This is a genomic window from uncultured Erythrobacter sp. (assembly GCF_947492365.1).
In the GTDB taxonomy this organism is placed as follows: domain Bacteria; phylum Pseudomonadota; class Alphaproteobacteria; order Sphingomonadales; family Sphingomonadaceae; genus Erythrobacter.
Genome location: NZ_CANLMB010000001.1, coordinates 722,439 through 748,643 on the forward strand (window position 1 = coordinate 722,439; position 26,205 = coordinate 748,643).

Consider the following 26,205-nt stretch of genomic DNA (forward strand, 5'->3'; position numbering starts at 1 on the left):
TAGCGGGTTCGGGCGGTGTAGGAAATGTGGATCGGGCGACCTACAACCGCCGGAAATTGATAATCGCGTTGAACAGAAACATCGCAAGCCCTGCGACAATCGAAACCAGAATGCGCGCGATGATGTAGTCGATCGCGGTAAAGCGCAGCAGCGCCCAATAGAGCGCGACCGTTATAGCCAGTCCCATTCCTCCGCTGATCAGAAAGTAGAGATAGCCGGTTGCGATGTGCCGGTCGGTGCCGCGGAAAATCCAGCTGCGTCCCAGCGCGTAATGCACCGTGTTGGCTGCCAGGAACCCGATGGCTGCAGCAATGACTTCATCCATTCCGGCTTTCTCGACCAGCGCCCAGAGCACCCCCAGACTGATAAGAAAGACGCCGGTTGAAACCACCGTGTTTCGCACGAGCATCATCGCGGCCTTGCGCGACAAGACTCGCTGCCAGAGCGCTGTGCCTGATGTGGGTCCGCTCATCGAATGCAGTCAGCCGCGCGTCGGGCCGCTATTCGGCGGGCACCGATAGATCGAACTCGGAGGCTTCGCGCTCAGCCGGGTCCGAGGCGTCGGGCCAATCCTCGCGGCGTTTCAGGAACGGATTGACGAACAGGAACGGCAATTTGAGGAACAGCAATTCGGAATGGATGAAGCGGTCAACTGCACGCTCCCACCATTTCGGCTCGCGCAGGCCATTGCGTTGCAGCCAGTCGTCATAAGGCGCCCAATGGCTCGGCTCGTCCTCGTGGATGATACCGAAAATCTTCACCAACACCTTGTCATCGCGCACCAATGGGTGATCGAGCAGGATTTCCACCTGTTTGAACCCGCGCTTTTCAGTCAGCGAGATCACCCGGCACAGTTTTTCGAACTTGGTGTCATCGTCAATCACGGCCTGCGTATCGAGGTCGTCGATCCGCTTTCCAAACATGATTTCGACGAAGCGATCAATGTGCCCACAGGTCCGGTCAACGAAGAGCGGTTTCTGCCCGCGCAGCTCGAACCAGCGGCGGAACATGACGTAGTGCTTGCGCTCATCTGCACGGTGCTGCTGGACCGATTCGATCAGCCTCGTATCATCGGGGTGACGCGCCAGAACGGCTTCGAGCACGCGATCAATGGCGGTGTAACCGCGATGCTCGTTGTAGATGTAGATCGATCCGAGCAGGTCGAGATATCGTTGGCGGATCGAGTTAAACATGCCCGCAAGTGTACGCCTTGCGAAAACATGCGTCAAATCAATGACTAAATCGTCACATATCAGCCTGATACAGCCGAATTCGCCGCGCTTTGAACTGCATGCAGGCTAGCCAAAGGGGTTGCCGTTTTCCGCGATCCAGTCGCGCTCCTCCAATGTGGAGTCCCGTCCCAGAAGATCATTGCGATAGGGGAACCGCCCAAAGCGCGCGACGATGTCGCGGTGGCGTTCGGCAAATCCGACAATGCCCGATGCGCTGGAGGCTAGGGCTTCGAACTTCTCGACACAAAGCTGCTGTAAATCGCGATCTTCGGCATGCATCAGGGGCAAGTAGAGAAATTGCCTCTCGTCCATGCCGAGCTTCTTGTCCCAGCCCATGTCGAGCGCTTTGGCGACAAGGATCTGAGCCGCGCGGTCATGGGCAAAGGCAAGCGCAGTTCCGCGATGGATATTTCGAGGAAACTGATCGAGCACGATCACAAGTGCGAGCAGGCCGCGCGGAGTTTCGGCCCAGTGCGCGCATTTGCCTTCGCTGGCATCGGACAAAGTCGAACTGAAGCGATCGGCTATCGCGCGATCGACATCGTCTGAAGAGCCGAACCAGTTTTCGGGCATGAGTTCGAGGAACCAGAAGTGCAGGACCTCCATCGCCTCGGCGGGGACTGTGCCGTTGGGAAGCGCGTCGCTCACCAATTAGCCCTCCGACGCGACCGCCGAATTCGCCGCGCTCAGCACCGCGCGCACGCTTGCCGTTGCGACGTCTTCGTCGATCCCGCAGCCCCAGATGACGCGCCCGCCGCTCTCGCATTTGAGGTAAGCCGCAGCCCGCGCATCGCGTCCGGACCCGAGCGCGTGCTCGGAATAGTCGAGGATCTTGATGTCGAGGTCGAAGGCATCCTCGATCGTGCTCACCACGCTGGAAATCAGGCCGTTGCCACGGCCAGAGACGCTCTGTTCGCCGCCATCAACCGCAATCTTGCCGGCGAAGATGCGCGTGCCATCGGCGGCGCGGCTTTCCTCGTAATCCACGAGTTGGAAATGCCGGTTTGGCGTCTGGACGTGGTAGGCGGCTTTGAAAGCCTCCCAGATGTCGGCGGCACCCAGTTCGCGGCCCAGATCGTCGGCGAGATGCTGCACATGGCGGGAGAAATCCGCTTGCATCGCCTTGGGCAGTTTGAGGCCCTGATCCTGCTCCAGAACCCACGCGAACCCGCCTTTGCCGCTTTGCGAATTGACGCGGATGACGGCTTCGTAATTGCGCCCGAGGTCCGCCGGATCAATCGGCAGATAGGGGACGCGCCAGCCTTCGTCATTCTGTTGGCCGCGCGCTTCGAAGCCCTTCTTGATTGCGTCCTGATGGCTGCCGGAAAAGGCAGTGTAGACCAATTCACCGCCATAGGGATGGCGCTGGTGGACTGGCAGGTCGTTGCAATACTCAACCGTCTCAATCACGCGGTCGATATCGGAGAAGTCGAGCTGCGGGTCGACGCCTTGGGTGTAGAGATTGAGCGCCATGGTGACGAGGCAGCAATTGCCGGTGCGCTCGCCATTGCCGAACAGGCAGCCCTCGACCCGGTCTGCGCCCGCCATCAATCCCAGCTCCGCCGCCGCAACGCCGGTCCCGCGATCATTGTGGGTGTGCAGGCTGATCACCGCGCTTTCGCGGTTCGGCAGGTTGCGGCAGAAATACTCGATCTGGTCGGCGTAGATATTGGGGGTCGCTGCCTCGACGGTGGCGGGCAGGTTGAGGATGATCGGCTTGTCGGGAGTGGGCTGGAGGACCTCCATCACCGCAGCGCAAACTTCGATGGAAAAATCGAGTTCGGCGGTCGAGAATGTCTCAGGCGAGTACTGGAAATTCCAGTCAGTGTCGGGGCGCTCACCCGCGCAATCGCGCATCACCTTTGCGCCTGCGACCGCGATCTCGCGCACTTCGTCCTTGCTCATGCGGAACACGATGTCGCGCCATGCCGGGCTCACCGCGTTGTAGAGATGGACAATGGCTGCGCGCGCGCCTTGGAGGCTTTCAAAGGACGTGCGGATCAGGTCTTCGCGGCTTTGCGTCAGGACCTGCACGATCACATCGTCGGGCACCGCATCGCCGCGCACAAGGTCGGAGATAAAGTCGAACTCGGTCGCGCCCGCGCTGGGAAAGCCGACTTCGATCTCTTTCACGCCAACTTCGACCAGCAGATCGAAAAAGCGGCGCTTCTTCACTGCGTCCATCGGGTCAATAATCGACTGATTGCCATCGCGCAGATCGGTCGAGAGCCAGCGCGGCGCGGCGTCGATAATGCGCGAGGGCCATTGCCGGTCGGGCAGGTTGATCTGCGGGAAGGGGGAATATTTGGTCGAAGGCTGTTTCAGCATCGGCATGACATCAGGCTCACTGGAAAAATCGCACTAAACTGGGTGAAAGCGGCTCCCTTGGACGGTGGGCCGCGCCGGTTTTACACGCGCAAGAGCCCTACACCGCCCAAGGGCGGATAAGTCGTAGCAGTAGTGCAGCGTTACCGAATGTCATGGCGCATAGTCTTTGCCTATTACGCGGGTGAGCGCAAGCCGTGACGGGTGCGTAGATTGCGTTTTGAGCAGCAAAGTTTTGTTTTGTAACCGATGCGATCAAGCTCCCGAACTGGCAGGTGTCGCCGGCATAGAGTTTTGCATTCAGGCCGCCGGCTCCCGTTTATCCAAGGAGGATACCCCTATGAAGAAATCAATTTTCGCAATTGCCCTTATGGCCACTGTCGCAGCATGCGGCGCTCCGGCAACTGACGCATCCAATGGCGATGCAATGACTGCCGAAGTCGTTGACGCAGGCTTCTACGCCGATCTGGGCGGTGAGCCGACTGGACCTATCCACACCGCTTCGAAAGCCGATACGCTGGCCGTTTCAGGCTATGACGTTGTCAGCTACTTCACCGGCGACGGCGTTCCGGTTGAAGGCAGCGAAGAATTCACTGTCCGCTATAACGGCTACGACTATCGCTTCGCCAGCGCCGAAAGCGCTGACACGTTTATCGCTGACCCGGCCAAATATGCGCCTGCTTATGGCGGCTATTGTGCATGGGCGATCGGCGCCAACGACGCGCTCGCACCGGGTGATCCCAATGTCTACAAGATCGTGGAAGGCACGCTCTACCTCAACTTCAGCGAAGACGTGGCTGTGCGTTGGAACGAAGACATTCCGGGCTTCATCGAGACGGGCGATGTCAACTATCCGACCCACTCACCGGACGAGCATTTCCAAGACTAAAATTGTTTGGGGGCGATCCCGCGTCCGCGGGATCGCTTCCTCGCTCATGCGATCTGTCGATCGCGTCGCTGCGGGCGGCCGGTCGGCCTTGCGGGCTCCCTTTAGGAGCCCGTTTTGGTTCGAGTCCGCAAAGGCTTCACAAACTCACCCACATCTCGCGTCGCGGATGATCCCTTCGGCGTCGAGCATCAGGTTGAGACGCGGATTGGCAGGGTCTGATGCGATGAAGTCGGTGCCGGGCGCGATGAAGCGCACATCGCTGGCGCCTTGCGCACTGGCCATGACGTCGAGCCGCGTGGCCTCGTCCGCCAGCCTGCCCAGAAACGGTCCCATCGCATCGGCGTTGCAGGCCTGAATGATCTTGCCGGTGGCAGGATTGATCGTGAGCGGAGCTTGAGTGCCAGTTTCGCGGGGAGGGACCACGGTTGGAGCGGCTACGGGAGCAGGAACCTGCGCGGGCGTAGCCTCTGCAGCGGGCGTGCCGCCATTGATCCGCGCGGCGAAATCTTCGGCGGCATCGGACGTGTCGTCATTGCCGCCCGAACAGCTTGCGAGCGCGAGCCAAGCGGGCGCGCAGATGAGCATGGCTGCCAGTCTCATTTGTCCTCCCCCTTGGTCGTTGCCAAGGTTAGGGCGGGGAGCGCTGGACTTCAACATTATCGGCTGCGCAACCGCTCGGCGGTCAGCTGATCCACCCGGGTCACGCCCATCAGCCGCATTCCGCGCTCGATCTCGTCCTTGAGGATGTCTAGCGCGCGGGTAACGCCTTCCTCTCCGGCAGCGGCCAGAGCGTAAAGATAGAGCCGCCCGCCCGATGCCGCGCTTGCGCCGCTGCACAGCGCTTTGAGTGCATGCGTCCCGCGCCGCACGCCGCCATCGCAAATGATCTCGATTTCGCCGCCCACCGCATCGACGATTTCGGGCAGCTGATCGAAGGGCGCGCGGCTGCCGTCCAATTGCCGTCCGCCATGGTTGGATATCATGATCGCATCTGCGCCGATCTCCACCGCGCGGCGCGCATCACCGGCGCTCATCACACCTTTCAGCACGAATTTCCCGCCCCATTGTTCGCGGATTGCAGCGGCGGTGCCCCAATCCATCGATGTGTCGAGCATCGTGTTGAAATACTCCGCAATGCTAACCGCCTCACTCGATCCCTCGCTGACATGCGTGTCGAGATTGGGCAGCCGGAATTTCTCGCGGAAGAGGTAGTCAAGCGTCCAGCGCGGACGGGTCGCATAGCTCCAGATGCTTGCCGGAGAGAAGCGGGGCGGGGTGGTAAAGCCGCTGCGCAAACACCGCTCTCGCTTGCCCGAAACAATCGTGTCGACCGTCAGCGCCAAAGCATCGAAACCGGCGACCTGACAGCGCTCGATCATATGGGTGTTCAACCCCTTGTCCTTGTGCACATAGAGCTGGAACAGTTTCGGCCCGCTGGTGAGCGCGGCGATCTCTTCGATGCTGCACGTGGCGAGACTGGAGATGCCGAACCAAAGGCCGTGTGCTTCCGCCGCCTTCGCAACCGCGCGCTCGCCCTGCCAATGGAACGCGCGTTGGACAGCCGTTGGGGAAAGCATCAGCGGCAGCGCGCTCTTGCGGCCAAGGATCGTGGTCGAGGTGTCGATCTGCTCCACACCGGCAAGGACATCGGGGACCAGATCAACCGTGTCATAGCTGGCGGTGTTGCGCGCCTTGGTCAGCTCGTCATCGGCCGCCCCGTCGATATAATCGAAGACGGGGAAGGGCAGGCGCGCCTTCGCAAGCCGCCGGAAATCCTCGATATTATGGCAGTCGGAAAGACGCATTTGTGGTGTCGCATGCCCCTCATTTCAGCAGGCCCCAGCCTTGGCCGATTGCGGGCAAAGTGTCGAGAGCATGCGCTTCTGATCCTTCCGAGCACCTTTATTGAAATTTTTTTGAGTTTGGGTGTCACCAACTGCGCAGGCTGCGCGAACCCCATGATGTGCGCGGCCACTTGGCAGTGATGCGAAGCAAAAAAAGCCAGCCTCCCCTAGCTGGCGCTCCCCCTGATGCCCCCTTGCTCGCATCCGTCCAGGTGGTCGCCGCACGAACTGGAATTCGGGAGACCCTTCATATGCCGATCGCAGCTCAAACCGGAGCATGCCTAGCGCAAGCGAGCGATCGAAGGCGGGTCTCCGTCACATGATTGGCGCTCTGGCAATTTCCCTGACCCCCCAAATTGCCGGAGCGTCAATACCCCCACCCCCAAGAACGTGACGAAACTGAAGAGGATGACGAAATGGCGAAACAGAGTTTGAACCTTGCCAAGATGCTGATGGTAGCAGGCGGCCTTGCTGCGGCAAGCACCGGTGCGCCCGCGCTTGCCGATGCACCTTGTGGGCCAAGCGGCTATTCGAGCAGCCGCTCAAACGCCTCGTCCTCTGCTGAGCGCCGCGCTGCCCGGCAGGCACGAGAAGCCGCTCGCCAGGAACGCCGTGCCGCACGTGAGGCAGCCGAGGCTGCCGCTTGCGCTGCCGCCGCCTGCGCCGCTGCGGAATGTTCCGCCAGTTCCTGTTCCGCTTCGAGTTGCGCGCCCGCTGCCTGACGGGTGTGCGCCTTGGGCGTGGCCGGAGGTCGTTCCTCCTAGTATCTCCGGTCACGTCCTCTTTTTACAGGTGATGCCAATGTCGAGATGCCATTGTCGAAATGACAGTGTCGCGATGACAACATCACCATCAGGCAAGAAGAAGCCAGAGTTGGGGAAAGGCGTCTCCCCCCATCAGCGCCGATCTCTTCTGGTCGCAATCTGAAACCGCCCGCGTGAAAAAGGGTTTTGCGCGGGCGGTTTCTTTTCAGATCAGCAGCTTAGATCGGAACTAAAGCGGGCCTGCAATTCATCGATTGTGTAGCGCTGTTTGACCGGATCGCCGTTGCAGGGCTCGTAGGCCGGATCTTGCGTCAGGCATCCGGGTCCGCAAACCTGCACCGCGACAGCTTCGGCGTGATCGATCCGCCACAACCGTCCGCCGGGCGTCGCAACATAGCCGTCCATTCCGGTCGCCACATCGCTTTCGATATCGATCAGAGAGGGCACTTCGCCGTCATAGCGGTCGGAATGTTTGCCGTGTGTGTGGAAGCTGGCGACCGGAACCATGCCGGGCTCATCGAAGTAAGAGATGTCGCAGCTGGCCTCGTCCCCGTCGCGCGGGATCGACACGCCAAGCTCGGCATCGGAGGTTTCAAAGATGATCCCGCACAGTTCCTTGTTCCCTTCGAAACTCGGTTGCTGGAGTTTGTCGAGTTCGGTTTTCGCAAAGTCGGCGACTTCAGAATGGGGGACCACCGGCACGAGGCCGTCGGTCCCTTTCACATTCATATAGGCGCGCGCGATCATCGCCACGAAGGCGATAGCGCAGATGACGTAAAGGATACGGATGGTCGACGGATTCATGCGGCGACCATCCGTGCCTTTAGTTCTTCGATTTGTCGACCAGCTTGTTGGCGCTGATCCACGGCATCATCGCGCGCAGTTCAGAGCCGGTCTTTTCGATCGGATGCGCTTCGGCGCGTTTGCGCGCGGCCTTCAGCTCGGGCTGACCGGCGCGGTTGTCGAGCACGAAGTCCTTCACAAAGCGGCCCGACTGGATGTCGTCGAGAACGCGCTTCATCTCGGCCTTGGTCTCGGCGGTGATGATGCGCGGGCCGGTGGTGATGTCGCCATATTCGGCGGTGTTGGAAATCGAGTAGCGCATATTGGCGATGCCGCCTTCATAGAGCAGGTCGACAATCAGCTTGGTCTCGTGGAGACACTCGAAATAGGCCATTTCGGGCGCGTAACCGGCTTCAGTGAGCGTCTCGAAACCCGCCTGGATCAGATGGGTGATGCCGCCGCACAGGACTGCCTGCTCGCCGAACAGATCGGTTTCGCATTCCTCGCGGAAGTTGGTTTCGATGATCCCGCTGCGCCCGCCGCCAACACCGCTGGCATAAGCAAGCGCGACGTCTTTGGCGCTGCCGCTCGCATCCTGATGGACTGCGATCAAGCAAGGCACGCCGCCGCCGCGCTGATATTCTGAGCGGACCGTGTGGCCCGGACCCTTTGGCGCGATCATGATGACGTCGATCTCGGCAGGCGCTTCGATCAGGCCGAAGTGAATGTTGAGCCCGTGGGCAAAGGCGAGCGCCGAGCCGGGGCGCATATGGCCGGCAAGATCGTTCTCCCAGATGCCCGCCTGATGCTCGTCAGGGGCGAGGACCATCAGGATATCGGCCCACTTCGCCGCTTCGGTGTTGGACAGCACCTTGAAACCAGCCTCTTCGGCCTTCTTGGCGCTGGAGGAGCCTTCGCGCAGCGCGATCGCTACCTCTGTAACGCCGCTATCGCGCAAGTTCTGCGCATGCGCGTGGCCTTGCGAGCCGTAACCCAGCACAGCGACCTTCTTGGAAGTGACGAGGCCAAGATCGGCATCGGCGTCGTAATAGACTTTCATGGATGTTCCCTTTTGAATTTCCTGTGAATTATCGGATGCGCCCGCCAAGGTCGACGACCTCGAAATCTGACGCATGAAAGGTGAAACTGTAGGTTTTTCCTTCGGCCAGCGCTTCGCACCTTATGTAATTGTCGCGAAGAGCGGGGTTGGTATATTCGCACTCTCCGACGGCCTCGACGTCTTTCGTGCTGGCCATTGCGCGGCGGGTGAGTTCGGCCAAATCGGCATCGGGGTCCTCGGCCACGGCAGGTGTGAATAACAATCGCTGTACGGTGAGGTTGGCGACGTCGCCTTCTGCGGCATGATCATAGCCGAAAAAACTGACCACGCTGCCGTCATTGCTCGCAATGCGGAAGCTCGAATGGTTGTCGACATAAGCAGTGTTGAACAATGTGGCAGGGCAATCCGCCGTTCGGTCTTCATCCTCGATGGTCAGCTGCGAACAGGTGCCCGAGATGATCGCCATGTATGACAGCTCGCGCTGGGCCTGTGCCATAGCACCGGTGGCACAGAGTGCGGCGAACCCGACGAGCAGCGTGCGCATCATGCCCCCTCGGCCCCGCGCATCATTCCAACCACGCCGGAGCGGCCAACGCTGACAAGGCCAAGTTCGCGCATCAGGGCGATGAAGCTGTCGATCTTGTCAGGCGGTCCGGTCAATTCGAAAACGAAGCTCGACGTGGTGGTGTCGATTACCTTGGCGCGGAACAGTTCGGCAATGCGCAAGGCCTCGACCCGCGCTTCGCCTTTGCCCGCGACCTTGATGAGCGCGAGCTCGCGTTCGACATGCGGGCCAGCTTGGGTGAGGTCGGTCACCTTGTGCACCGGCACCAGCCGTTCAAGCTGCGCCTCGATCTGGTCGATCACTTCCGGCGGGCCGTTGGTGACAACGGTGATCCGGCTGATCGCGTGATCGTCCGAAATGTCGGCCACAGTCAGACTGTCGATATTGTAGCCGCGCGCGGTGAACAGACCGGTGATCTTGGCGAGGATACCCGGCTCGTTATCGACCGTGACGGTGAGGACGTGGCGCTCGCTCTCGGCGCTTTGAATTTTCATCGGATCAGTATCCCTAAACCAGCGCTTTTGCTTCGTCGTCCATCGTGCCGTCGACATCGTCGCCATAGAGCAGCATTTCGGTGTGCGCAGCCCCGCTGGGGATCATCGGCAGGCAGTTGGCGTCCTTCGCCACGCAGCAATCGACGATCACCGGGCCGTCATGCGCGATCATCGCTTCGATGCCTGCGTCGAGATCGGCCTCGTCGGTGATGCGGATGCCTTTCCATCCATAGGCCTCGGCCAGCCGGACAAAATCGGGCAGGCTATCGCTGTATGAGTTCGAATAGCGGCTTTCATAGGTCAGTTCCTGCCACTGGCGGACCATGCCCATATATTCGTTGTTGAGGATGAAGACCTTGACTGGCAGGCGGTATTGCGAGGCGGTGCCAAGCTCCTGGATGTTCATCTGGATGCTGGCTTCACCGGCAATGTCGATGACAAGATCGTCAGGATTGCCGAGCTGCGCGCCGATCGCTGCGGGCAGGCCGTAGCCCATCGTGCCAAGGCCGCCGCTGGTGAGCCATTTGTTGGGGTCTTCGAAGTGGAAATATTGCGCCGCCCACATCTGGTGCTGACCAACCTCGGTGGTGATGATGGGCGAGCGCTGATGGGTGAGGGCATAGAGCCGCTCGATCGCCTTTTGCGGCATGATCGCTTCGGGGTCTTTGCGCGACTTTTCAGGGTAAGCGAGGCATTCGCGCGCGCGCCAACCGGCAATGCGTGCTTTCCATTCACCCAGGTCCTGAGGCTTGCGGTCTCCCCAGCCTTCGATCAACTGGCCGAGCACACTCGCGCAGTCGCCGACAATTCCCAGATCAACCGTCACATTCTTGTTGATCGAGGAGCGGTCGATATCGATGTGGATCTTCTTGCTATCAGGCGAGAAGGCGTCGAGCCGACCCGTAACACGGTCATCGAAACGCGCACCGATACAGACCATCACATCGGCCTTGTTCATCGCCATATTGGCTTCGAAGGTGCCGTGCATGCCTAGCATGCCGAGCCAGTCGGGATGCTGACTGGGAAACGCGCCAAGGCCCATCAGCGTTGACGTTGTCGGAGCGCCGGTCATGTCCTGAAACTTGCGCAGCAGTTCGCTCGCCTCAGGGCCGGAATTGATGATGCCGCCGCCAGTATAGAGGATAGGGCGCTCGGCGCCTGCGATCATCTCGATGGCTTCGGCGATCTGCTCTGCCGGGCCGACCATTTGCGGGGCGTAGCGATGCGCGGCGGTGAGTTTGGACGCGCGGCTTTGCGACGGTGTGGCGATCTGCACGTCCTTCGGAATGTCGATCACAACCGGGCCGGGGCGGCCTGTGGTGGCGATGCGGAACGCTTCCTCGATCGTCGCTTTCAGATCGGCGGGGTCTTTGACGAGGTAGTTGTGCTTTGTGCAGTGGCGCGTGATGCCGACCGTATCGGCCTCCTGAAACGCATCGGTGCCGATCAGCGCGGTGGGAACCTGTCCAGTGATGACCACCATCGGGATCGAGTCCATCCACGCATCGGCAATGCCGGTGACAGCGTTGGTCGCGCCGGGGCCGGAGGTGACGAGCACCACGCCCGGTTTGCCCGTCGCGCGGGCATAGCCTTCGGCAGCATGCGCCGCGCCTGCTTCGTGCCGGACGAGGATGTGACGAATGCGTTCATCGCCGAACAATTCGTCATAGATGGGAAGGACCGCGCCGCCGGGATAGCCGAAGATATATTCGACCCCCTGTTCGACCAGACATTCCAACAACAATGCGGCACCGCTCCGCTTCGCCACTTGATCTTCTCCAAAAATGAAACCGGCCCGAAGCGGTTATTCGCGTCGGGCCGGTCCAGAAATTCCTATATGTGAATCCCAGATCAGCCCGTCTCTACCACGATAAGTACAATAGCCATGATCTGAGTTGCCTTCACCTGTTCACGTTGTGCGCCGGAGCTTACCGGCGATTGTCATAAAAACCAAGAGGCCCGCCGGGACTGAAGTGGCGGGCCAATGAGGATTTCGCTAACGGTATGAATCTAACGCGTCAACCGTTAAAGTTGTAATAATGATGCGAAAACGGACTTTATGTCGATATTTTCGGACTCAATGCGCGGCCAGTCAGGTGGCGACTGGTTGCGGAGCCAGGTGAATTGGCGTTTGGCATAGTTGCGTGTTGCTTGCGCGCCTGCCGCGATAGCCTCTCCGCGGGTCGATTCCTCGCGCAGGAAAGCGGCGATCTCGGGCACGCCGATTGCGCGCATGACGGGCAGATCGGGGGAGAGGTCGCGCGCGAGCAGCGCCTCGACTTCTTCCACCGCGCCGCTTTCCATCATCGCGGCAAAGCGCGTGTCGCAGCGTTCGTAAACCCATTGGCGCGGCGGCATGTGGACGAGCGGGTGCAGGTCCACCTCGTCGCCGATGCCCCCGGTCTTGGCGAGCTGCCAGTCGCCGAGCGTCACGCCGGTAGAGCGTTTAACCTCGAGCGCGCGGCTGATCCTCTGGCTGTCGCCGGGTTCCAGCTCGGCTGCGCGCAAGGGGTCTTCAATCTGGAGCGCGGCATAGGCGGTGGCGGTTTCCATGCTCCGCACAACTTCGCGTACTTCTGCGTCGATTTCCGGGATGGGTGCAATGCCCTCGATCAGAACTCTCAGATACATGCCGGTGCCCCCGACAAGGATCGGCACAGCTTCTTTCTCGTGGCAATCGGCAATCTCGGCCTTCGCGCGCGCTGCCCAATCGGCCGCAGAGCACGGCTCGGCTCCGTCCCATGCGCCATAAAGTCGGTGTTCAACCTGCTTTTGCTCTTCTTCGCTCGGCGAGGCTGCCAGCACGGGAATATCAGCATAGACCTGCATGCTGTCAGCATTGACAATCACTGCTTTGCGCCCGGCTTTGTCCAGAGCTTCGGCAAGGCCAAGCGCGGTTGCACTCTTGCCGCTGGCGGTCGGCCCTGCAATGAGCGCGACTGGCCGCGCAGCAGCGGTGCTTGTTGGAGATGTTTTGGTGCTCATCGCGCGTCTGATAGCAGACAAAGTGGATTGGGAAACACGGCTGAATGCAATTGGTCGTGCAACTTCTGAGCACTCAATCGTGCTTACGTTCAATCGCGGTGCCTCGGGCGTGTCGTACAAATATGCCCGGACACTTGATGCAGAAGCTCAGGTGCATGAGATCCATTGGGGTGAGACCGATCCCCAGGTTGTCGCCAACATTATGAACGCGCACTTTTCCGATTGCGACATGGTGATGAGCAAGGACGGCTTCTGGCTGCCCAAGCTCTTCGTCTCCGACATGGACTCCACCATGATTGGGCAGGAGTGTATTGACGAACTCGCCGACTTCGCCGGATTGAAGGCGCAAATTTCCGAGATCACCGAACGCGCGATGCAGGGTGAGCTCGACTTCACCAGCGCGCTGAACGAACGCGTGGCCCTGCTCAAAGGGTTGGATGAAGGCGCAATCCAGCGCTGTCTCGATGAATGCATTACGCCGACGCCGGGCGCGGAGGTGCTCACCCGCACGTTGAAGGCCAAGGGGTGCCGGACGGTTTTGGTTACAGGCGGTTTCCACCACTTTGCCGACCGGGTCGCAGAGTGGCTTGGGTTTGACCGGGTTGTCGGAAACCGGCTCGGCGTGGCGGATGGCAAGTTGACCGGAAAGCTCGACGGACCGATCTCCGATGCCTCGACAAAACTCGCGGTCCTGCAAGAGGAAGCGGCAAGGCTCGGCGCGCGTGCTTACCCTGTCGCGACCGGAGACGGCGCGAACGACATCCCGATGATCGAAGCGGCGACCTACGGCTTTGCCTATAGGGCCAAGCCTAAGGCGCGCGCAGCGGCCAATGGGCGGATCGATCACGGTGACCTCACCAACATCCTCTCCCTCCTCGGCATTCCGCGAAAGGACTGGGTAGAGGGGTGAAGCTGGTCCACGACATGATGCCCGCAAGTGCGCACCGGCCCGATATTGAGGGGTTGCGCGCGGTTGCTGTCATCGCTGTCCTGCTGTTCCACCTGCAATTGAGCGTCTTTGGCGGCGGCTATATCGGGGTGGACGTCTTCTTCGTCATCTCCGGCTTTCTGATCGGCGGGATTGTTGTGCGCGAGGCAGGGGAGGGGCGCTTTCGCTTCTCCGACTATCTCACACGCCGCGTGAAGCGGATTGTGCCGGTGATGCTAGTGGTGCTTGCCGCCGTGACAATCGCCGCCTGCACGCTGCTGCTGCCGTCCGAACTGGTCGGCTATGCGTGGAGCCTCGGCTTCTCGGCGCTGTTCCTCGGCAATTTCCATTTCTGGTTGCATCGCGGTGCCTATGCCGAGAGCGAGCACGAGGTGCTGCTACATATGTGGACGCTGGGGGTGGAGGGGCAGTTCTACATCCTGCTGCCGCTGATCGTGCTGGGCCTGATGAAGCTGGGGCGCAGCGGCATGTGGTTCGGCCTTGTCGTATTGGCACTCGCTTCTGCGGCGGCATCGCTGCTCTATCCTTCGGCGAGCTTCTACACCTTGCCTGCGCGGCTCTGGGAGTTTCTGCTCGGCATGATGGTGGCGATCACGCCGCTGCCTTTTCTGGCCGCGCGCTGGGTGAGGGAGGGGCTGGCGCTCATCGGCCTCGCGCTGATCCTCTACGCGGCGGTGATGTTCGACAGCGCCACGCCGTTCCCCGGCTGGCGCGCGGCGATCCCATGCGCAGGCGCGGCGGCGATTATCGCGGCGGGGAGTGCCGGTTCGTCGCTGGTGGGCAGCGTCCTGCAATTTGCGCCTGTGCGGCTTATCGGCAAGATATCCTACTCGCTCTATCTCTGGCATTGGCCGGTGATTGTGCTGCTCTTGCTCGGCCTGCCTGCGGGCGAGCTGACATGGCAGATGCAGGTCACGGCAGTCGTGCTGTCCTTCGGCCTGTCAGTGCTCAGCTGGCGCTATATCGAGGAGCCGTTCCGAGGGCGCAGCTTCGCGTCGCGGCCAGTCCTGCTGGCGAGCGGAGGGGTAACGGCGGGGCTGGTGGCGGTCGCCCTGCTGCTCACTTTCTCGAATGGCTGGCCGCTGCGCTTCTCAGAGCGAGGGCAAGAGATCGCGAGCTTTATCGACTACCCGCATGACGAAGTGTTCCGGTCGGGCACCTGTTTCATCCACCACCGCAGCCAGAGTTTCGACCCGCAAGCCTGTCTGGTGGAGGAAGAAGGCAAGCCGAATGTGCTTCTGATGGGGGACAGCCACGCCGCGCATCTTGCACCAGGTATGGCCAAGGCCTTTCCCGGCAGCGCGATCAGTCAGGTCACGGCTGCGGGATGCCGCCCGGTGCTGGAGCCGCCTTCGGGCGACTACACGTTCTGCTCCGAGTTAATTGCCGGCGCCTATGACATGCAGCTCAAGGCCGGTACTTACGACCTGATCGTGCTCGCCGGGAGATGGGAGGAAGGGGACTTGCCCGATCTTGCAGACACTTTGCGCGTGCTGCGCGAGGGAGGGCACGAAGTGCTTGTGGTCGGCCCCGCAGCGGAATGGTCGCAATTCGTGCCGCGTTTGCTGGCTCTCACGCATGAGCGCGGTGCCGGGTCGGATTTGCCCGACCGTTTGCATATGGCCGAACGCGCAGCGCTTGATGATCGGATGGCCATCCTCGTAGCAAGCGAAGGTGCGGATTACTTTTCCATCCACAACGTCCAGTGCGAGCCGAAATGCATTTACTTCGGCGCAAACCGCGATCCATTGGTGGTCGATAACAGCCACTTTACCCACGAAGCGAGCGAACTATTTGCCGGAGAGATCGAGCATCCTGCGCTGGTGCGGTCGACGAACTGAGAGGCTTTTGCGACGGGCAGAGCAAAAAAGGTTTTGATTTCGAACCTAAGGCGCTTATTTACACAAATGTAAGTAACTGATGCCATCTGGTATCCGAACCCCGAAAACCCTCTCGACTTTCAGAGCCCCGACCATGATCAACCCTTCCGACTATTCCGCTCTTTTCGCCAAAGACGGCACCGTTGTGCGACACGCTGATCGCCCTACGCCGCGCTATTCGCTGCCGCGTGCGATCAAGAATTTTCGTCTGCTGATGAAGGACAAGGAAGACACAAGTCTCGTCTTCAAGATCTACGAATCGCTTCCATCCAAGCAGTTCATGCCGCGCGTTGCCGCGTTGGGCCTGTCGGAGCGCGGCGAAGATCTGCGCCGAACGGAGCCGAGCCTGCCGGAAATCCTCGACGATCACGCCGAGCTTCGCAAAACCCCCAAGGGCAGCCTCGCGCATGCCTATTGCGACTTTATGGAAAGCGAAGGCCTGACCGCAGCTGGCTTGGTTGCCGAAGCGGAAAGCCTCGGCCGTCCGAAGTATGACGATCTGGTTCAGTGGTATGGCGATCGCTCACGCGACACGCATGACCTGTTCCACGTTCTCACCGGCTATGGCCGTGATGCGCTGGGCGAACAGTGCGTGCTGCTGTTCACCCACGGCCAGTCTCCCAGTCAGGGTCACTTGCTGATCGGTTGGGCGGGCTCTGCCAATATCAAGTCGATGGTGCGGGGCAGCAAGGCTCCGGTCATGGGCGCCGCGCTGCAGGCCAAGCGCACCGGCAAAGGCGCACCGCAATTGATCGATCAGCCGATCCGCGAGCTATTGAAACAGCCGTTTGACGATGTGCGCCGCGCGCTCAATATCCCTGAGCCGACCCAATATCAGGAATGCCACCGCATCTGGAAAGCCGAAGGGATCGACCCCTATGATCTGCTTGCCAGCGAGAAGAGTCAGGGCGAAGCACTCGCAGCGTAGTCTGGCGCTCAGAGCCAGGTTGCGATCTGGCTCAGCGGCTTTTTCTTGAGAGCGTGGGCGGGCACAGTCGCGTCTTTTGTCGGTCGGCCCACAACCACGATCATCAAGGGCTTCTCCCATTCGGGCCTTTCGCAAGCCTCACGTAGGAATCCCATGGGGGAGGGCGTGTGGGTGAGCGTCGCCAAACCGGCTTCGTGCAAGGTCGCAATCAGCATCCCGCAGGCAATCCCGACGCTTTCATTGACGTAATAATTCTGCGTCTTACCGTCTTCCTCGATCCCGCCTTTGCGCTGGGCAAAGACGACGATGAGAAAGGGTGCGGTTTCGAGGAAAGGCTTGTCTTCGTCTGTGCCCAACTCCCTTAGCGCGCCGAGCCATTCATCGCTGGCCTTGGGATTGTCTCCGTCAGAGCCGTAGAACCGCCGCTCCTCGGCTTCGGCGGCTTCGCGGATCGCGCGCTTCTTTTCCGGTGAAGCGACTACGGCGAAATGCCATGGCTGGTGGTTTGCCCCGTTGGGAGCAGTGCCAGCGGCCTCGATTGCAGCTTCGATGGCTTCGCGCGGAACCGGCTCATCGGAGAAGTAGCGGCAGGTGCGCCTTTCTTTCAGCCGGTCGCGCAAGCCTCGCGCACGCGCAACGCTTTCATCATCGGGCAGGGGATTGAGCGAATAGGGAATAGTTTCGTGTTCACGCATAATTATTCCTATGGGCAGATAGTTTGCGAAAGTGAAGAGTGACCTTACGGCAAAGCCCGCTTGACACCTACTGACATGAATGTAAGTTTCAATTCATGAACTCAATTTGAGTCGCCTGTACGGAGGAACCGATGGCGTATCTTGATCTACCGATTGTTACCGAAGACCGCGATCTGGCCGGTTTCCGTCCGATCAAGGCATTGCGACACTTCCGCAAGCTCGTCGCTGACAAGGAAGACACCAAACAGGTGTTCTTCATCATTGAGGCGTTGAGCGGCAACCAGATCCGCTATCAGGCCGAAGAATTCATCGCCACGCCCGAAGCGCGCAACATGATGGAGCGCGAAGATACGCTCGCCATCGCCGATATGCTCGACGATCATGACCGCTGGGCCGATTGCGCCCCCAACAGCGTCGCGCAGCACTATATGCGTTTCATGAAGCGCGAGGGGCTGACGGCGAACGGGCTCGTCGATGAAAGCTATGCTTGGCGGCCGCGTGAAGAGCGGCCCAATGACCAGCTCGAATGGTATCTCAACCGGCTGCGCGATACGCATGACCTTTTCCACGTGCTCACCACCTATGGCCGCGATGCGCTGGGTGAGGCGGCATTGCTGGGCTTCTCCTACGAGCAGAACCACAATCTCGGTGTGAAGTTCATCGCCTATGCCGGTGCGCGCCAGATCAAGAAGACCACCCAGACCAAGGCCCCGCTCTATGCGGCGGTCAAGGAAGGGCGGCGGCTCGGCAAAGCGGCACTCAAGCTGGCGCATATGGATGTCGAAGCGGTGATGCGCGAGGATATCGACGCGGCGCGCAAACGCCTGAATATCGGCGTGCCGGTAATCTATCGCCAGTGTCTCGCGCAGCTGGAGTCCGAAGGCTTTGCCGAGAGCGATCTTGGCCTGACCGACATGCAAGCTGCCTAGGTTTCCCGGTCAGCTTTCCGGATGACAAATTTGAGGCCTGACCAGACCTCGTCCACCGCGCATTTCTTGGTATCGACAAGATCGGCAGCAAGCCCGACACGCTGAACCGCAGCCTGATCGAGCGCGGTTTCCTTGCCCGAACCTTTCTTGGGCCAACTCACCCAGATATGGCCGTCTTGTGCGATTTGCTGGCGCAAAGATGCCAGTTTAGGGGCAAGTTCGGCTTCTTCGGTGACGAAAATATGCGCGGCGTCGATCCCCTCTGCGGGATTGGCGACATGGCGCAAATCAAGCCCATAAGCGGCGATCTCGTCCATGATCCTTTGCGGCATGGCGTCAAACCAGCAAAGCTGCCCATCGCGCAACGTCAGTTTCTTGGCGAGCGGCGTCCCGGAATATCCTGCACTCATATCGGAGCCGCTCCCATCATCATGCAATCGCCGTAATCGACCGCGAGGTGCCACAGCGCGCCAAGGCCCAGCGCGCGCACCCACCATCGGGGCACTGCCAGCAGCAGAACATAGACGATTCCCGCTTCCCAGCCATGGAGCAGGTGAAAGCCGATCGAGCAGCGCTCGGGATCGAAAATCGGATCGGCGAGCAAATGGTCGAGGTCAATCAGATTTGCGCTCGTCATCACCAGCCCCGCACGCAGCCAGTGCGCGCGCCAGATCACCAGCGCGATCAGAAACGGGGCCAACCAATGCCCGCCATAATGCAGGATTGGCTGGAGAAGCTCTATGCCCCCATCCACTCTTCGAAGAAGCTTTCATGCGCCGCGCGCAGGTCGGCGAGCGATACGCCCAGCAGGCTATTCCCGCCGACGGTGCCGATGCGGTGGAAGCCGACCATCTCGGCCTCGGGGATGTCGGGCCCTTCTGCGACGATCTGGTTGAAAGCCTCGGCATAGCGCGGCGCGACGGTGACGATGTAGCGCGCCTGATCCTCGCCAAACCACCACTGAGCGGCGGAGTAAGCGGGGTTGGCCGAGACTTCTGCCCCGATCCCGCCTGACAATGCCATCTCGGCAAGCGCGACTGCGAGGCCGCCATCGGAAAGGTCGTGGACGGCGGAGAGCAGCCCTTCGCCGATTAGCTTGCGCACGATCTGGCCTGCGCCGCGCTCGGCAGCGAGGTCGACCGGAGGCGCGCGGCCTTCGTCGCGGCCATGAACATCGGCGAGCCAGCGCGACTTGCCGATATGCGAGCGGGTCGGGTCAGGCTTGGCCCAGAATTCGGGCGCGATGAGGTAAATTGTGTCGCCTTCGTGCTTGAAGGCGCTGGTGACCATGGTCGAGGCGTCTTCGATAATCCCGACACCGCCGATGGCAGGGGTGGGCAGGATCGCCGAGCCGCCGCCGGTCGCCTTGCTTTCATTATAGAGCGAGACGTTCCCGCTCACGATCGGGAAGTCGAGCGCGCGGCAGGCATCGCCCATTCCTTCGAGAGCGTGGACAAACTGGCTCATGATTTCGGGCCGCTGCGGGTTGGCGAAGTTGAGGCAGTTGGTCACCGCCAGCGGGCGAGCGCCGACAGCGCACAGATTGCGATAGGCCTCCGCTATGGCTTGCTTGCCGCCTTCATAAGGATCGGCATGGACATAGCGCGGAGTGCAATCGGTGCTGATCGCGAGAGCCTTTTTCGTGCCGTGCACGCGCACCACGCTGGCATCGCCGCCGGTCTGGAGAGTGTCGGCCATGACCTGGCTGTCATATTGCTCGGCAATCCAGCGCCGCGAGGCGAGGTTGGGGGAGGCGAGCATCTTGAGCAGGTCTGCGCCGGGATCGGTGCATTCGGGTGCGTTCTCGACCGGCTTGATCCCCGCCCATTCGGCATATTCTTCTTTGGAGATGTAAGGTCGGTCATATTCGGGCGCATCGGCTGCAAGCGGGCCGAGCGGGATGTCGCACACGACCTCGCCCTGCCATTCGAGCACCATGTGGCGAGTGTCGGTGACTTCGCCGATGATCGCGAAGTCGAGCTCCCACTTCTCGAAGATCGCCTGCGCCATCGCTTCCTTGCCGGGCTTCAGAACCATGAGCATCCGCTCCTGGCTCTCGCTCAGCATCATTTCGTAAGGCGTCATGCCCTCTTCGCGGCACGGCACCTTGTCCATATCGAGCCGGATGCCCGCCTTGCCATTGGTCGCCATTTCGACGCTGGAGGAGGTGAGGCCTGCTGCGCCCATGTCCTGAATCGCGACGATGGCGTCGGTGGCCATCAGTTCGAGGCAGGCTTCGATCAGCAGCTTTTCAGTGAAGGGGTCGCCGACCTGCACCGTGGGGCGCTTGGCTTCGGCGTCTTCCTCGAAGTCCGCGGAGGCCATAGTAGCGCCGTGAATGCCGTCGCGACCGGTCTTGGAGCCGACATAGACAATCGGATTGCCGACGCCGGTTGCGGCGCTGTAGAAAATCTTGTCAGCATCGGCGACGCCAACGGTCATCGCGTTGACAAGGATATTGCCGTCATAGGCAGGGTGGAAGTTCGTCTCGCCGCCCACGGTCGGAACGCCGACGCAATTGCCGTATCCGCCGATCCCCGCGACCACGCCTTGCACAAGGTGCTTCATCTTGGGGTGATCGGGCCGGCCAAAGCGCAGCGCATTCATATTCGCCACGGGCCGCGCTCCCATGGTGAAGACATCGCGCAGGATCCCGCCCACACCCGTCGCCGCGCCTTGGTAAGGCTCGATGTAAGAGGGGTGGTTGTGGCTCTCCATCTTAAAGATAGCCGCCTGACCGTCGCCAATGTCGATCACGCCCGCATTCTCGCCCGGACCGCAGATAACCCACGGCGCCTCGGTCGGAAGCTTCTTCAAATGCAGGCGCGAACTCTTGTAGGAACAATGCTCGGACCACATGACCGAGAAGATGCCGAGCTCGACCAGATTGGGCTCCCTCCCAAGGCCTGCGAGCACGCGCTCATATTCTTCAGGGGACAGTCCGTGCTGTTCGACGACTTCGGGGGTGATGGCGGAGGTGTTGTTGCTCATGGGCGAAGCCCATAAGTCAGAGGCTCGCTGCCGCCAACCCGCCACGTTGCGTGAAATAGCGGTTCTCCCCGACCCACACTGCAAAACCGGTCGCAACAGCGAAGGCAAACAGGGATGTGAGGTAGAGGGTGATGTTCGCCTCGCTCGGCGGCGGGCCGAACCAGTTGATCGCCTGAAACGCCAATAGCACGCTGATCAGGATCATCGGCTGCGCCGCCGGCCCGCGCGATTTGCGCATGTAATAGATAAAGGCTGCCAGCGTGATCCCGATCTCCAGCGGCATGGCAACCTCGGGAAAGTTCCAGAGGCCAAGGCCGTAAGTGTGCTCTCCGCCTGCAATAGTAAGGTCAGGGGCATGCGTGACCCAGTCGAGCACCCAGTGCGAGGCCACCACCAAAGCCGCAAGCAATCCTCCCAGAGTGTCGCGGTGCCAGATGGCGATCACTATACCAAAGGCCAGCGCCCATGCTGCCGTGCCCGCCAGACTGTGCGTGTAGGGCATGAAATAGAGGTCAAACGGCACCATCTGGGTAAAGCCCGGCACGATCCGCAATTTCTCCACACCTATGATGGCGAGGCCGAAAAACGCCCAGTCGACCAGCTGCGCAGCGATGAAATAGGTGCCGAGCTTGGGTCCGCGCGAATAGGCGGCTGCGGCGACAAAGGCTGGCGCGAAATGGCCGATAAACATGAAAGTGTCCCCGTTGGTCGCCTTTGCGGCGTTTCTTGCTTTTGCGCTTACTTGCCGAATCGAAGCGCGATTAACGTAGCTAACGCGCTCGCCGTGCCCGTGGCAAACGCGCCCCACGCAATGTCTACGATTGTGACATAAGTCGCCCACACCTTGAACACCGCCTGGCTGGTCAGGTCAAAGGTTGCATAGCACAGTGCCCCCAGCAAAATGCCGTTGATAAGCGCTGTTCGAACGCTGCCGCTCTGCAAGCCCGGCCTAACGGCAAACCACAAGGTTCCCGCCAGGTAGATAAAGTAGAACGCCGCCGCCGCGCCTGCGTTGAAATTCTCAGCCATCAGCTCGCCGATATTGGGCTCGTAGAGATTGGGACCGGCCCAATTGAGCCACATTGCGTCGAGCGCGCCGAATATCACCGCTGCCGATAGTGCCGCGATCACCCATTGCTTCATTGTCTGTCCCCTCAAGCGGCTGCTCAGCGCCCGCTGTGTTCCACGCGATTAGTGGTGGCTCTGCCCGCTGCGCAGCCTTGACCGCGCACCCGCGCAGCGTCAATGCTCGCTCTCATGAATGAAGCATCCGAACCACCGCCAATCGAGCAGATGAGCTTTGAGCAGGCGCTTCGTGCGCTGGAGGAGATCGTAACCCAGCTCGAACGCGGCGATGTCCCACTCGACCAGTCAATCTCGCTTTACGAGCGCGGCGAGAAGCTGCGCGCGGCGTGTCAGGACCGGCTCGATTCGGCGCAGGCGCGGATTGAGAAGATTGTGGCCGGTGCGGACGGTTCGCCCACCGGCATTGCGCCGCTCGACGGAGGCAGCTGAGGTGAATGTCGTCGGGATCGATGGCGATGCGCTCGGCGACAGCCTGAAACGGGTCCAGCGCGAGGTGGATTCGGTGTTCGACGCCGAATTGCCTTTGCCATCGGACACCAGCGCGCGACTGGTCGAGGCGATGCGCTATGCCGCAATCGGCGGCGGCAAAAGGGTGCGCCCGCTGCTCGTCGTGAGCACTGCCGAACTGTTTGGAGTCGACCGCGATGCGGCGCTTCGTGCAGGCGCGGCGGTTGAGGCGATCCATGTCTATTCGCTGATCCATGACGATCTGCCCTGCATGGATGATGACGACCTGCGCCACGGCAAGCCGACCGTTCACAAGGCCTATGACGAGGCAACCGCCGTCCTGGCAGGCGATGCGCTCCACGCGCTGGCTTTTGAAATTCTCGCCGACAATGACACCAGCGCAGATCCCTTTGTCCGTAGCGAGCTGATCGCCACGCTTGGCACTGCCAGCGGGATGAAGGGCATGGCGGGCGGCCAGATGATGGACATGGTCGCGGATGAGGAGGGGGTCGAATACGATCTGCGCTCGATCACGCGGCTCCAGCAGCTGAAAACCGGCGCATTGCTCGCCGCATCAGTAGAGATGGGCGCTGTGCTGGGCAGGGTTCCTCCAGAGGGCCGCGCGCATCTCAGAGCCTATGCCCGCGATATCGGCCTCGCCTTCCAGATTGCCGACGACCTACTCGACGTGACAGGTGACGCGGACAAAGCGGGCAAGGCGCTGCGCAAGGACCAGAGCCAGGGCAAGCAGACTTTCGTGACATTGATGGGCGTCGACAAAGCGCGCGAACAGGCAGACGCGCTGGTCGATCAGGCCATCGCGCATCTCGGCAGCCACGGCCGCGAAGCTGACACTTTGCGCGCTCTTGCTAGGTTTATTGTCGAGCGGGATCGGTAAAAGCACAAAGGGGCGCAAGACCCCGAGCCTTACAGGGGAATTGAAGAGCCATGACACGCCGCGTCGGAATTTACCCGGGCACATTTGACCCGATCACTCTGGGCCATGCCGATATCATCCGGCGCGGAGCCAAGCTCGTGGATCACCTCATTCTGGGTGTGACAACCAATCCGTCAAAGAACCCAATGTTCACCACCGAAGAGCGCTTTGCGATGGTCGAACGCGAAGTGAAAGGGCTGGGCCTCGATAATGTCGAAGTTGTCGGGTTCAATTCACTGCTGGTGAAATTTGCCCACTCGCAGAACGCAAATGTCATCATTCGCGGCCTGCGCGCTGTGGCGGACTTTGAATATGAGTACCAAATGGCCGGCATGAACCAGCAGCTCGACGACGATATCGAGACGATCTTCCTGATGGCGGACGTATCGCTGCAACCGATTGCGTCGAAGCTGGTGAAAGAAATCGCGCTCTATGGCGGCGACATCACCCCGTTTGTGAGCGCCGAGGTGCGCGATGATGTGAATGCGCGGGTCGAGAAACTAGGCCGCAAGGGCGATTTATAGCCTTTTGCACGCATCTGTCGAAGCGAGTGAAGTCATTCATTGAAGTGTCAGCGAAGCACGGTTAGACGCGTGAGCGAAGACTTGGACAAACACATGAAGAAGCTGATGCTCAAACCCACACTCGGCGTAATGGCCGCAATTTCTCTGCTCGCCGCACCCTCCGCGCTCGCCGCGCAGGATTCCGATCGCGACATGGTCGAAAGCGGGGATGAGGAAGCCACCAGCGCGGCGGTCGACACGCGCACCTATCCGCCGGTCAATTTCGACGCGAGCGCTGATCTCGATGATATCTGGGTGCTGGACCTGTCGAATGGTGAGCGGGTCAAGATTCGCCTGATGGAAGAATGGGCACCTGCCCATATCGAACGGATCAAGACGCTCACCCGTCAGGGCTTTTATGACGGAGTGATCTTTCACCGCGTGATCGACGGCTTCATGGCGCAGGGCGGCGATCCGACCGGCACTGGGCAGGGCGGCTCGCAGCTTCCTGACCTCAACGAAGAATTCAACCCGATGCCGCATGTCCGCGGAACCCTCGCTATGGCGCGGGCGACTGAAGAAAACAGCGCGAACAGCCAGTTCTTCATCGTGTTCTATCCGCGTTTCAGCTTGGACAAACGCTACACCAATCTTGGCCGCGTGATCGAGAATATGGCCGGCGTTGATACGATTGTTCGCGGCGAACCGCCCGGCAACCCGACCCGCATCCTGCAGGCTTCGCTTGCCAGCGATAACCGTCCGGTTCCTGTCGCAGCGCCTGCTCCTGCGCCAGAGCAGGACATCACCGCAGACCTTCTCAACGCGCCGCTTCAATAAGGGGCTATCGCTGAGAGCGAGCACGCGATAGGCGCGGGCGATCATGCGTGTTGACCTGTTCGATTTCGACCTTCCGCAAGACCGGATAGCGCTGCGCCCCGTGCGGCCGCGTGATGCCGCGCGCATGCTGGTTGTGCGCGGGGGCGAAGCGCCGTTCGAGGATCGCGGGGTGCTCGATTTGCCCGACCTGCTGGAACCCGGCGATGTGCTGGTCTTCAACGACACGCGCGTCATCCCCGCACAGCTCGAAGGACGTCGCGCGGGCGGAGAGGCCAAGATCGGCGCAACCTTGCACAAGCGCATCGATCTGCGCCGCTGGCAGGCCTTCATCCGCAATGCGAAGCGCGTGAAAGAGGGCGATCAGCTGGTCTTCGGAGGCGGCGTCACTGCGATTGCCGAAACGCGCCACGCGGACGGCTCGATCACGCTGATGTTCGAAGGGGAGGAGCCGGTCGAAGTCCTGCTCGACCGTGCAGGCACTATGCCGCTGCCACCTTACATTGCAGGCAAACGCGGGGTCGATGCGCAAGACCTCGAAGACTACCAGACCATGTTCGCAGCCGAGGACGGCGCTGTCGCCGCTCCTACAGCGTCGCTCCACTTCACCGACAGGCTGGTCGAGCCGCTTGATGCGCGCGGGATCGGGCGTGAGATGCTAACCTTGCATGTGGGCGCGGGCACGTTCCTGCCGGTCAAAGCTGACGACACCGATGATCACGCCATGCACTCCGAATTCGGGCGGATCAGTGCGGAGACAGCGGAGCGCCTCAACGCTGCGCGCGCTGCTGGCGGGCGGATCATCGCGGTTGGCACGACTTCGCTGAGATTGCTCGAAAGCGCTGCCAGCGAAGATGGGTTTGTGCAGGAGTTCGCTGCCGACACCGACATTTTCATCACGCCGGGATACAAGTTCAAAGTCGTCGATGGTCTGATGACCAACTTCCATCTGCCGAAATCCACGCTGGTCATGCTGGTCAGCGCGCTGATGGGGCGCGAGCGGATGATGGCGGCTTACGATCACGCCATCGAAAATCGCTACCGCTTCTATTCCTATGGTGACTCCTCGCTGTTGCTGCCTTAAC

Annotated in this window: 29 protein-coding genes; 11 read left to right on the forward strand and 18 right to left on the reverse strand. The window is 60.8% G+C overall.

Annotated elements, in window-relative coordinates; translation table 11 throughout:
• Positions 1-40: 40 nt before the first annotated feature.
• The 4 genes from Q0887_RS03480 to leuA form a co-directional block, all read right to left on the reverse strand.
• Positions 41-472 carry a GtrA family protein gene (locus Q0887_RS03480; protein ID WP_299192371.1) on the reverse strand — a complete coding sequence of 144 codons (432 nt, stop codon included), beginning with the start codon at positions 470-472 and terminating at the stop codon, positions 41-43.
• Positions 473-500: 28 nt separating this feature from the next.
• Positions 501-1,193 carry a ferritin-like domain-containing protein gene (locus Q0887_RS03485; RefSeq protein ID WP_299192373.1) on the reverse strand — a complete coding sequence of 231 codons (693 nt, stop codon included), beginning with the start codon at positions 1,191-1,193 and terminating at the stop codon, positions 501-503.
• Positions 1,194-1,298: 105 nt separating this feature from the next.
• A complete protein-coding gene (locus Q0887_RS03490; protein ID WP_299192375.1) occupies positions 1,299-1,880 on the reverse strand; it encodes a DUF924 family protein in 582 nt (193 codons plus the stop codon).
• A gap of 3 nt (positions 1,881-1,883) precedes the next feature.
• Complete coding sequence (leuA, locus tag Q0887_RS03495) at positions 1,884-3,566, reverse strand: 2-isopropylmalate synthase (protein WP_299192377.1); 1,683 nt, start codon at positions 3,564-3,566, stop codon at positions 1,884-1,886.
• Positions 3,567-3,897: 331 nt separating this feature from the next.
• Between leuA and Q0887_RS03500 the strand changes: the two genes are divergently transcribed.
• Entirely contained in the window at positions 3,898-4,446 is a 549-nt protein-coding gene (locus Q0887_RS03500) for a YHS domain-containing (seleno)protein (RefSeq protein WP_299192378.1), read from the forward strand.
• 144 nt (positions 4,447-4,590) lie between these two features.
• On the opposite strand, the gene Q0887_RS03505 is transcribed toward Q0887_RS03500, so the two are convergent.
• A complete protein-coding gene (locus Q0887_RS03505) occupies positions 4,591-5,046 on the reverse strand; it encodes a hypothetical protein (RefSeq protein WP_299192380.1) in 456 nt (151 codons plus the stop codon).
• 56 nt (positions 5,047-5,102) lie between these two features.
• Positions 5,103-6,251: an alpha-hydroxy acid oxidase gene (locus Q0887_RS03510; protein ID WP_299192382.1), complete on the reverse strand. Its 1,149-nt coding sequence runs from the start codon at positions 6,249-6,251 to the stop codon at positions 5,103-5,105.
• Positions 6,252-6,706: 455 nt separating this feature from the next.
• On the opposite strand from Q0887_RS03510, the gene Q0887_RS03515 reads away from it, so the two are divergent.
• The gene (locus Q0887_RS03515; RefSeq protein WP_299192384.1) at positions 6,707-7,012 is read left to right on the forward strand and encodes a hypothetical protein; all 306 of its coding nucleotides are present in this window, start codon (positions 6,707-6,709) and stop codon (positions 7,010-7,012) included.
• Positions 7,013-7,264: 252 nt separating this feature from the next.
• Here Q0887_RS03515 and Q0887_RS03520 read toward each other — a convergent pair whose 3' ends face one another.
• The 6 genes from Q0887_RS03520 to miaA form a co-directional block, all read right to left on the reverse strand.
• Positions 7,265-7,858, reverse strand: coding sequence for a DUF4329 domain-containing protein (locus Q0887_RS03520; protein ID WP_299192386.1), 594 nt, complete (start codon positions 7,856-7,858; stop codon positions 7,265-7,267).
• A 19-nt stretch (positions 7,859-7,877) separates the two neighbouring features.
• Positions 7,878-8,897, reverse strand: coding sequence for a ketol-acid reductoisomerase (gene ilvC / locus Q0887_RS03525; protein ID WP_299192388.1), 1,020 nt, complete (start codon positions 8,895-8,897; stop codon positions 7,878-7,880).
• A 28-nt stretch (positions 8,898-8,925) separates the two neighbouring features.
• Positions 8,926-9,444 carry a hypothetical protein gene (locus Q0887_RS03530; protein WP_299192390.1) on the reverse strand — a complete coding sequence of 173 codons (519 nt, stop codon included), beginning with the start codon at positions 9,442-9,444 and terminating at the stop codon, positions 8,926-8,928.
• On the reverse strand, positions 9,441-9,956 hold the full coding sequence (ilvN, locus tag Q0887_RS03535; RefSeq protein WP_299192392.1) for an acetolactate synthase small subunit: 516 nt from the start codon (positions 9,954-9,956) through the stop codon (positions 9,441-9,443). The genes Q0887_RS03530 and ilvN overlap by 4 nt, the downstream gene beginning before the upstream one ends.
• A gap of 13 nt (positions 9,957-9,969) precedes the next feature.
• Positions 9,970-11,724 carry a biosynthetic-type acetolactate synthase large subunit gene (gene ilvB, locus Q0887_RS03540; protein WP_299192394.1) on the reverse strand — a complete coding sequence of 585 codons (1,755 nt, stop codon included), beginning with the start codon at positions 11,722-11,724 and terminating at the stop codon, positions 9,970-9,972.
• 257 nt (positions 11,725-11,981) lie between these two features.
• Complete coding sequence (gene miaA / locus Q0887_RS03545) at positions 11,982-12,941, reverse strand: tRNA (adenosine(37)-N6)-dimethylallyltransferase MiaA (RefSeq protein WP_299192395.1); 960 nt, start codon at positions 12,939-12,941, stop codon at positions 11,982-11,984.
• A 79-nt stretch (positions 12,942-13,020) separates the two neighbouring features.
• Here miaA and serB point away from each other — a divergent pair, with 79 nt between their 5' ends.
• From serB to Q0887_RS03560, 3 genes are all read left to right on the forward strand, one after another.
• Positions 13,021-13,851, forward strand: coding sequence for a phosphoserine phosphatase SerB (gene serB / locus Q0887_RS03550; RefSeq protein WP_299192396.1), 831 nt, complete (start codon positions 13,021-13,023; stop codon positions 13,849-13,851).
• The gene (locus Q0887_RS03555) at positions 13,848-15,731 is read left to right on the forward strand and encodes an acyltransferase family protein (protein ID WP_299192397.1); all 1,884 of its coding nucleotides are present in this window, start codon (positions 13,848-13,850) and stop codon (positions 15,729-15,731) included. The genes serB and Q0887_RS03555 overlap by 4 nt, the downstream gene beginning before the upstream one ends.
• A 133-nt stretch (positions 15,732-15,864) precedes the next feature.
• The gene (locus Q0887_RS03560) at positions 15,865-16,698 is read left to right on the forward strand and encodes a Coq4 family protein (RefSeq protein WP_299192399.1); all 834 of its coding nucleotides are present in this window, start codon (positions 15,865-15,867) and stop codon (positions 16,696-16,698) included.
• Between the two features lie 8 nt (positions 16,699-16,706).
• On the opposite strand, the gene Q0887_RS03565 is transcribed toward Q0887_RS03560, so the two are convergent.
• Positions 16,707-17,393: a nitroreductase family protein gene (locus Q0887_RS03565; RefSeq protein ID WP_299192401.1), complete on the reverse strand. Its 687-nt coding sequence runs from the start codon at positions 17,391-17,393 to the stop codon at positions 16,707-16,709.
• Between the two features lie 131 nt (positions 17,394-17,524).
• Between Q0887_RS03565 and Q0887_RS03570 the strand changes: the two genes are divergently transcribed.
• Positions 17,525-18,322 (forward strand): Coq4 family protein, encoded by a 798-nt coding sequence (locus Q0887_RS03570; protein ID WP_299192403.1) that lies wholly within the window; start codon positions 17,525-17,527, stop codon positions 18,320-18,322.
• Here the strand turns inward: Q0887_RS03570 and Q0887_RS03575 are convergent.
• Genes Q0887_RS03575 through Q0887_RS03595 form a run of 5 tightly spaced genes read right to left on the reverse strand, consistent with a single transcriptional unit; the run spans position 18,319 to position 22,456 of the window.
• Complete coding sequence (locus Q0887_RS03575) at positions 18,319-18,732, reverse strand: DUF3052 family protein (RefSeq protein WP_299192405.1); 414 nt, start codon at positions 18,730-18,732, stop codon at positions 18,319-18,321. The two genes, Q0887_RS03570 and Q0887_RS03575, sit on opposite strands and share 4 nt — an antisense overlap.
• Positions 18,729-19,076, reverse strand: coding sequence for a DUF6122 family protein (locus tag Q0887_RS03580; protein WP_299192407.1), 348 nt, complete (start codon positions 19,074-19,076; stop codon positions 18,729-18,731). Before Q0887_RS03580 ends, Q0887_RS03575 begins: the two co-directional genes overlap by 4 nt.
• Complete coding sequence (gene purL / locus Q0887_RS03585; protein ID WP_299192409.1) at positions 19,061-21,313, reverse strand: phosphoribosylformylglycinamidine synthase subunit PurL; 2,253 nt, start codon at positions 21,311-21,313, stop codon at positions 19,061-19,063. The genes Q0887_RS03580 and purL overlap by 16 nt, the downstream gene beginning before the upstream one ends.
• A 16-nt stretch (positions 21,314-21,329) precedes the next feature.
• Complete coding sequence (locus Q0887_RS03590; RefSeq protein WP_299192410.1) at positions 21,330-22,004, reverse strand: hypothetical protein; 675 nt, start codon at positions 22,002-22,004, stop codon at positions 21,330-21,332.
• 47 nt (positions 22,005-22,051) lie between these two features.
• Positions 22,052-22,456, reverse strand: coding sequence for a DUF2177 family protein (locus Q0887_RS03595; protein WP_299192411.1), 405 nt, complete (start codon positions 22,454-22,456; stop codon positions 22,052-22,054).
• Between the two features lie 114 nt (positions 22,457-22,570).
• On the opposite strand from Q0887_RS03595, the gene Q0887_RS03600 reads away from it, so the two are divergent.
• From Q0887_RS03600 to queA, 5 genes are all read left to right on the forward strand, one after another.
• A complete protein-coding gene (locus tag Q0887_RS03600; protein WP_299192412.1) occupies positions 22,571-22,828 on the forward strand; it encodes an exodeoxyribonuclease VII small subunit in 258 nt (85 codons plus the stop codon).
• Position 22,829: 1 nt separating this feature from the next.
• On the forward strand, positions 22,830-23,744 hold the full coding sequence (locus Q0887_RS03605) for a polyprenyl synthetase family protein (protein ID WP_299192413.1): 915 nt from the start codon (positions 22,830-22,832) through the stop codon (positions 23,742-23,744).
• Between the two features lie 50 nt (positions 23,745-23,794).
• A complete protein-coding gene (coaD, locus tag Q0887_RS03610; RefSeq protein WP_299192414.1) occupies positions 23,795-24,307 on the forward strand; it encodes a pantetheine-phosphate adenylyltransferase in 513 nt (170 codons plus the stop codon).
• Positions 24,308-24,412: 105 nt separating this feature from the next.
• The gene (locus tag Q0887_RS03615; RefSeq protein WP_299195216.1) at positions 24,413-25,123 is read left to right on the forward strand and encodes a peptidylprolyl isomerase; all 711 of its coding nucleotides are present in this window, start codon (positions 24,413-24,415) and stop codon (positions 25,121-25,123) included.
• A gap of 43 nt (positions 25,124-25,166) precedes the next feature.
• Entirely contained in the window at positions 25,167-26,204 is a 1,038-nt protein-coding gene (gene queA / locus Q0887_RS03620) for a tRNA preQ1(34) S-adenosylmethionine ribosyltransferase-isomerase QueA (protein WP_299192415.1), read from the forward strand.
• Position 26,205: the final 1 nt, after the last annotated feature.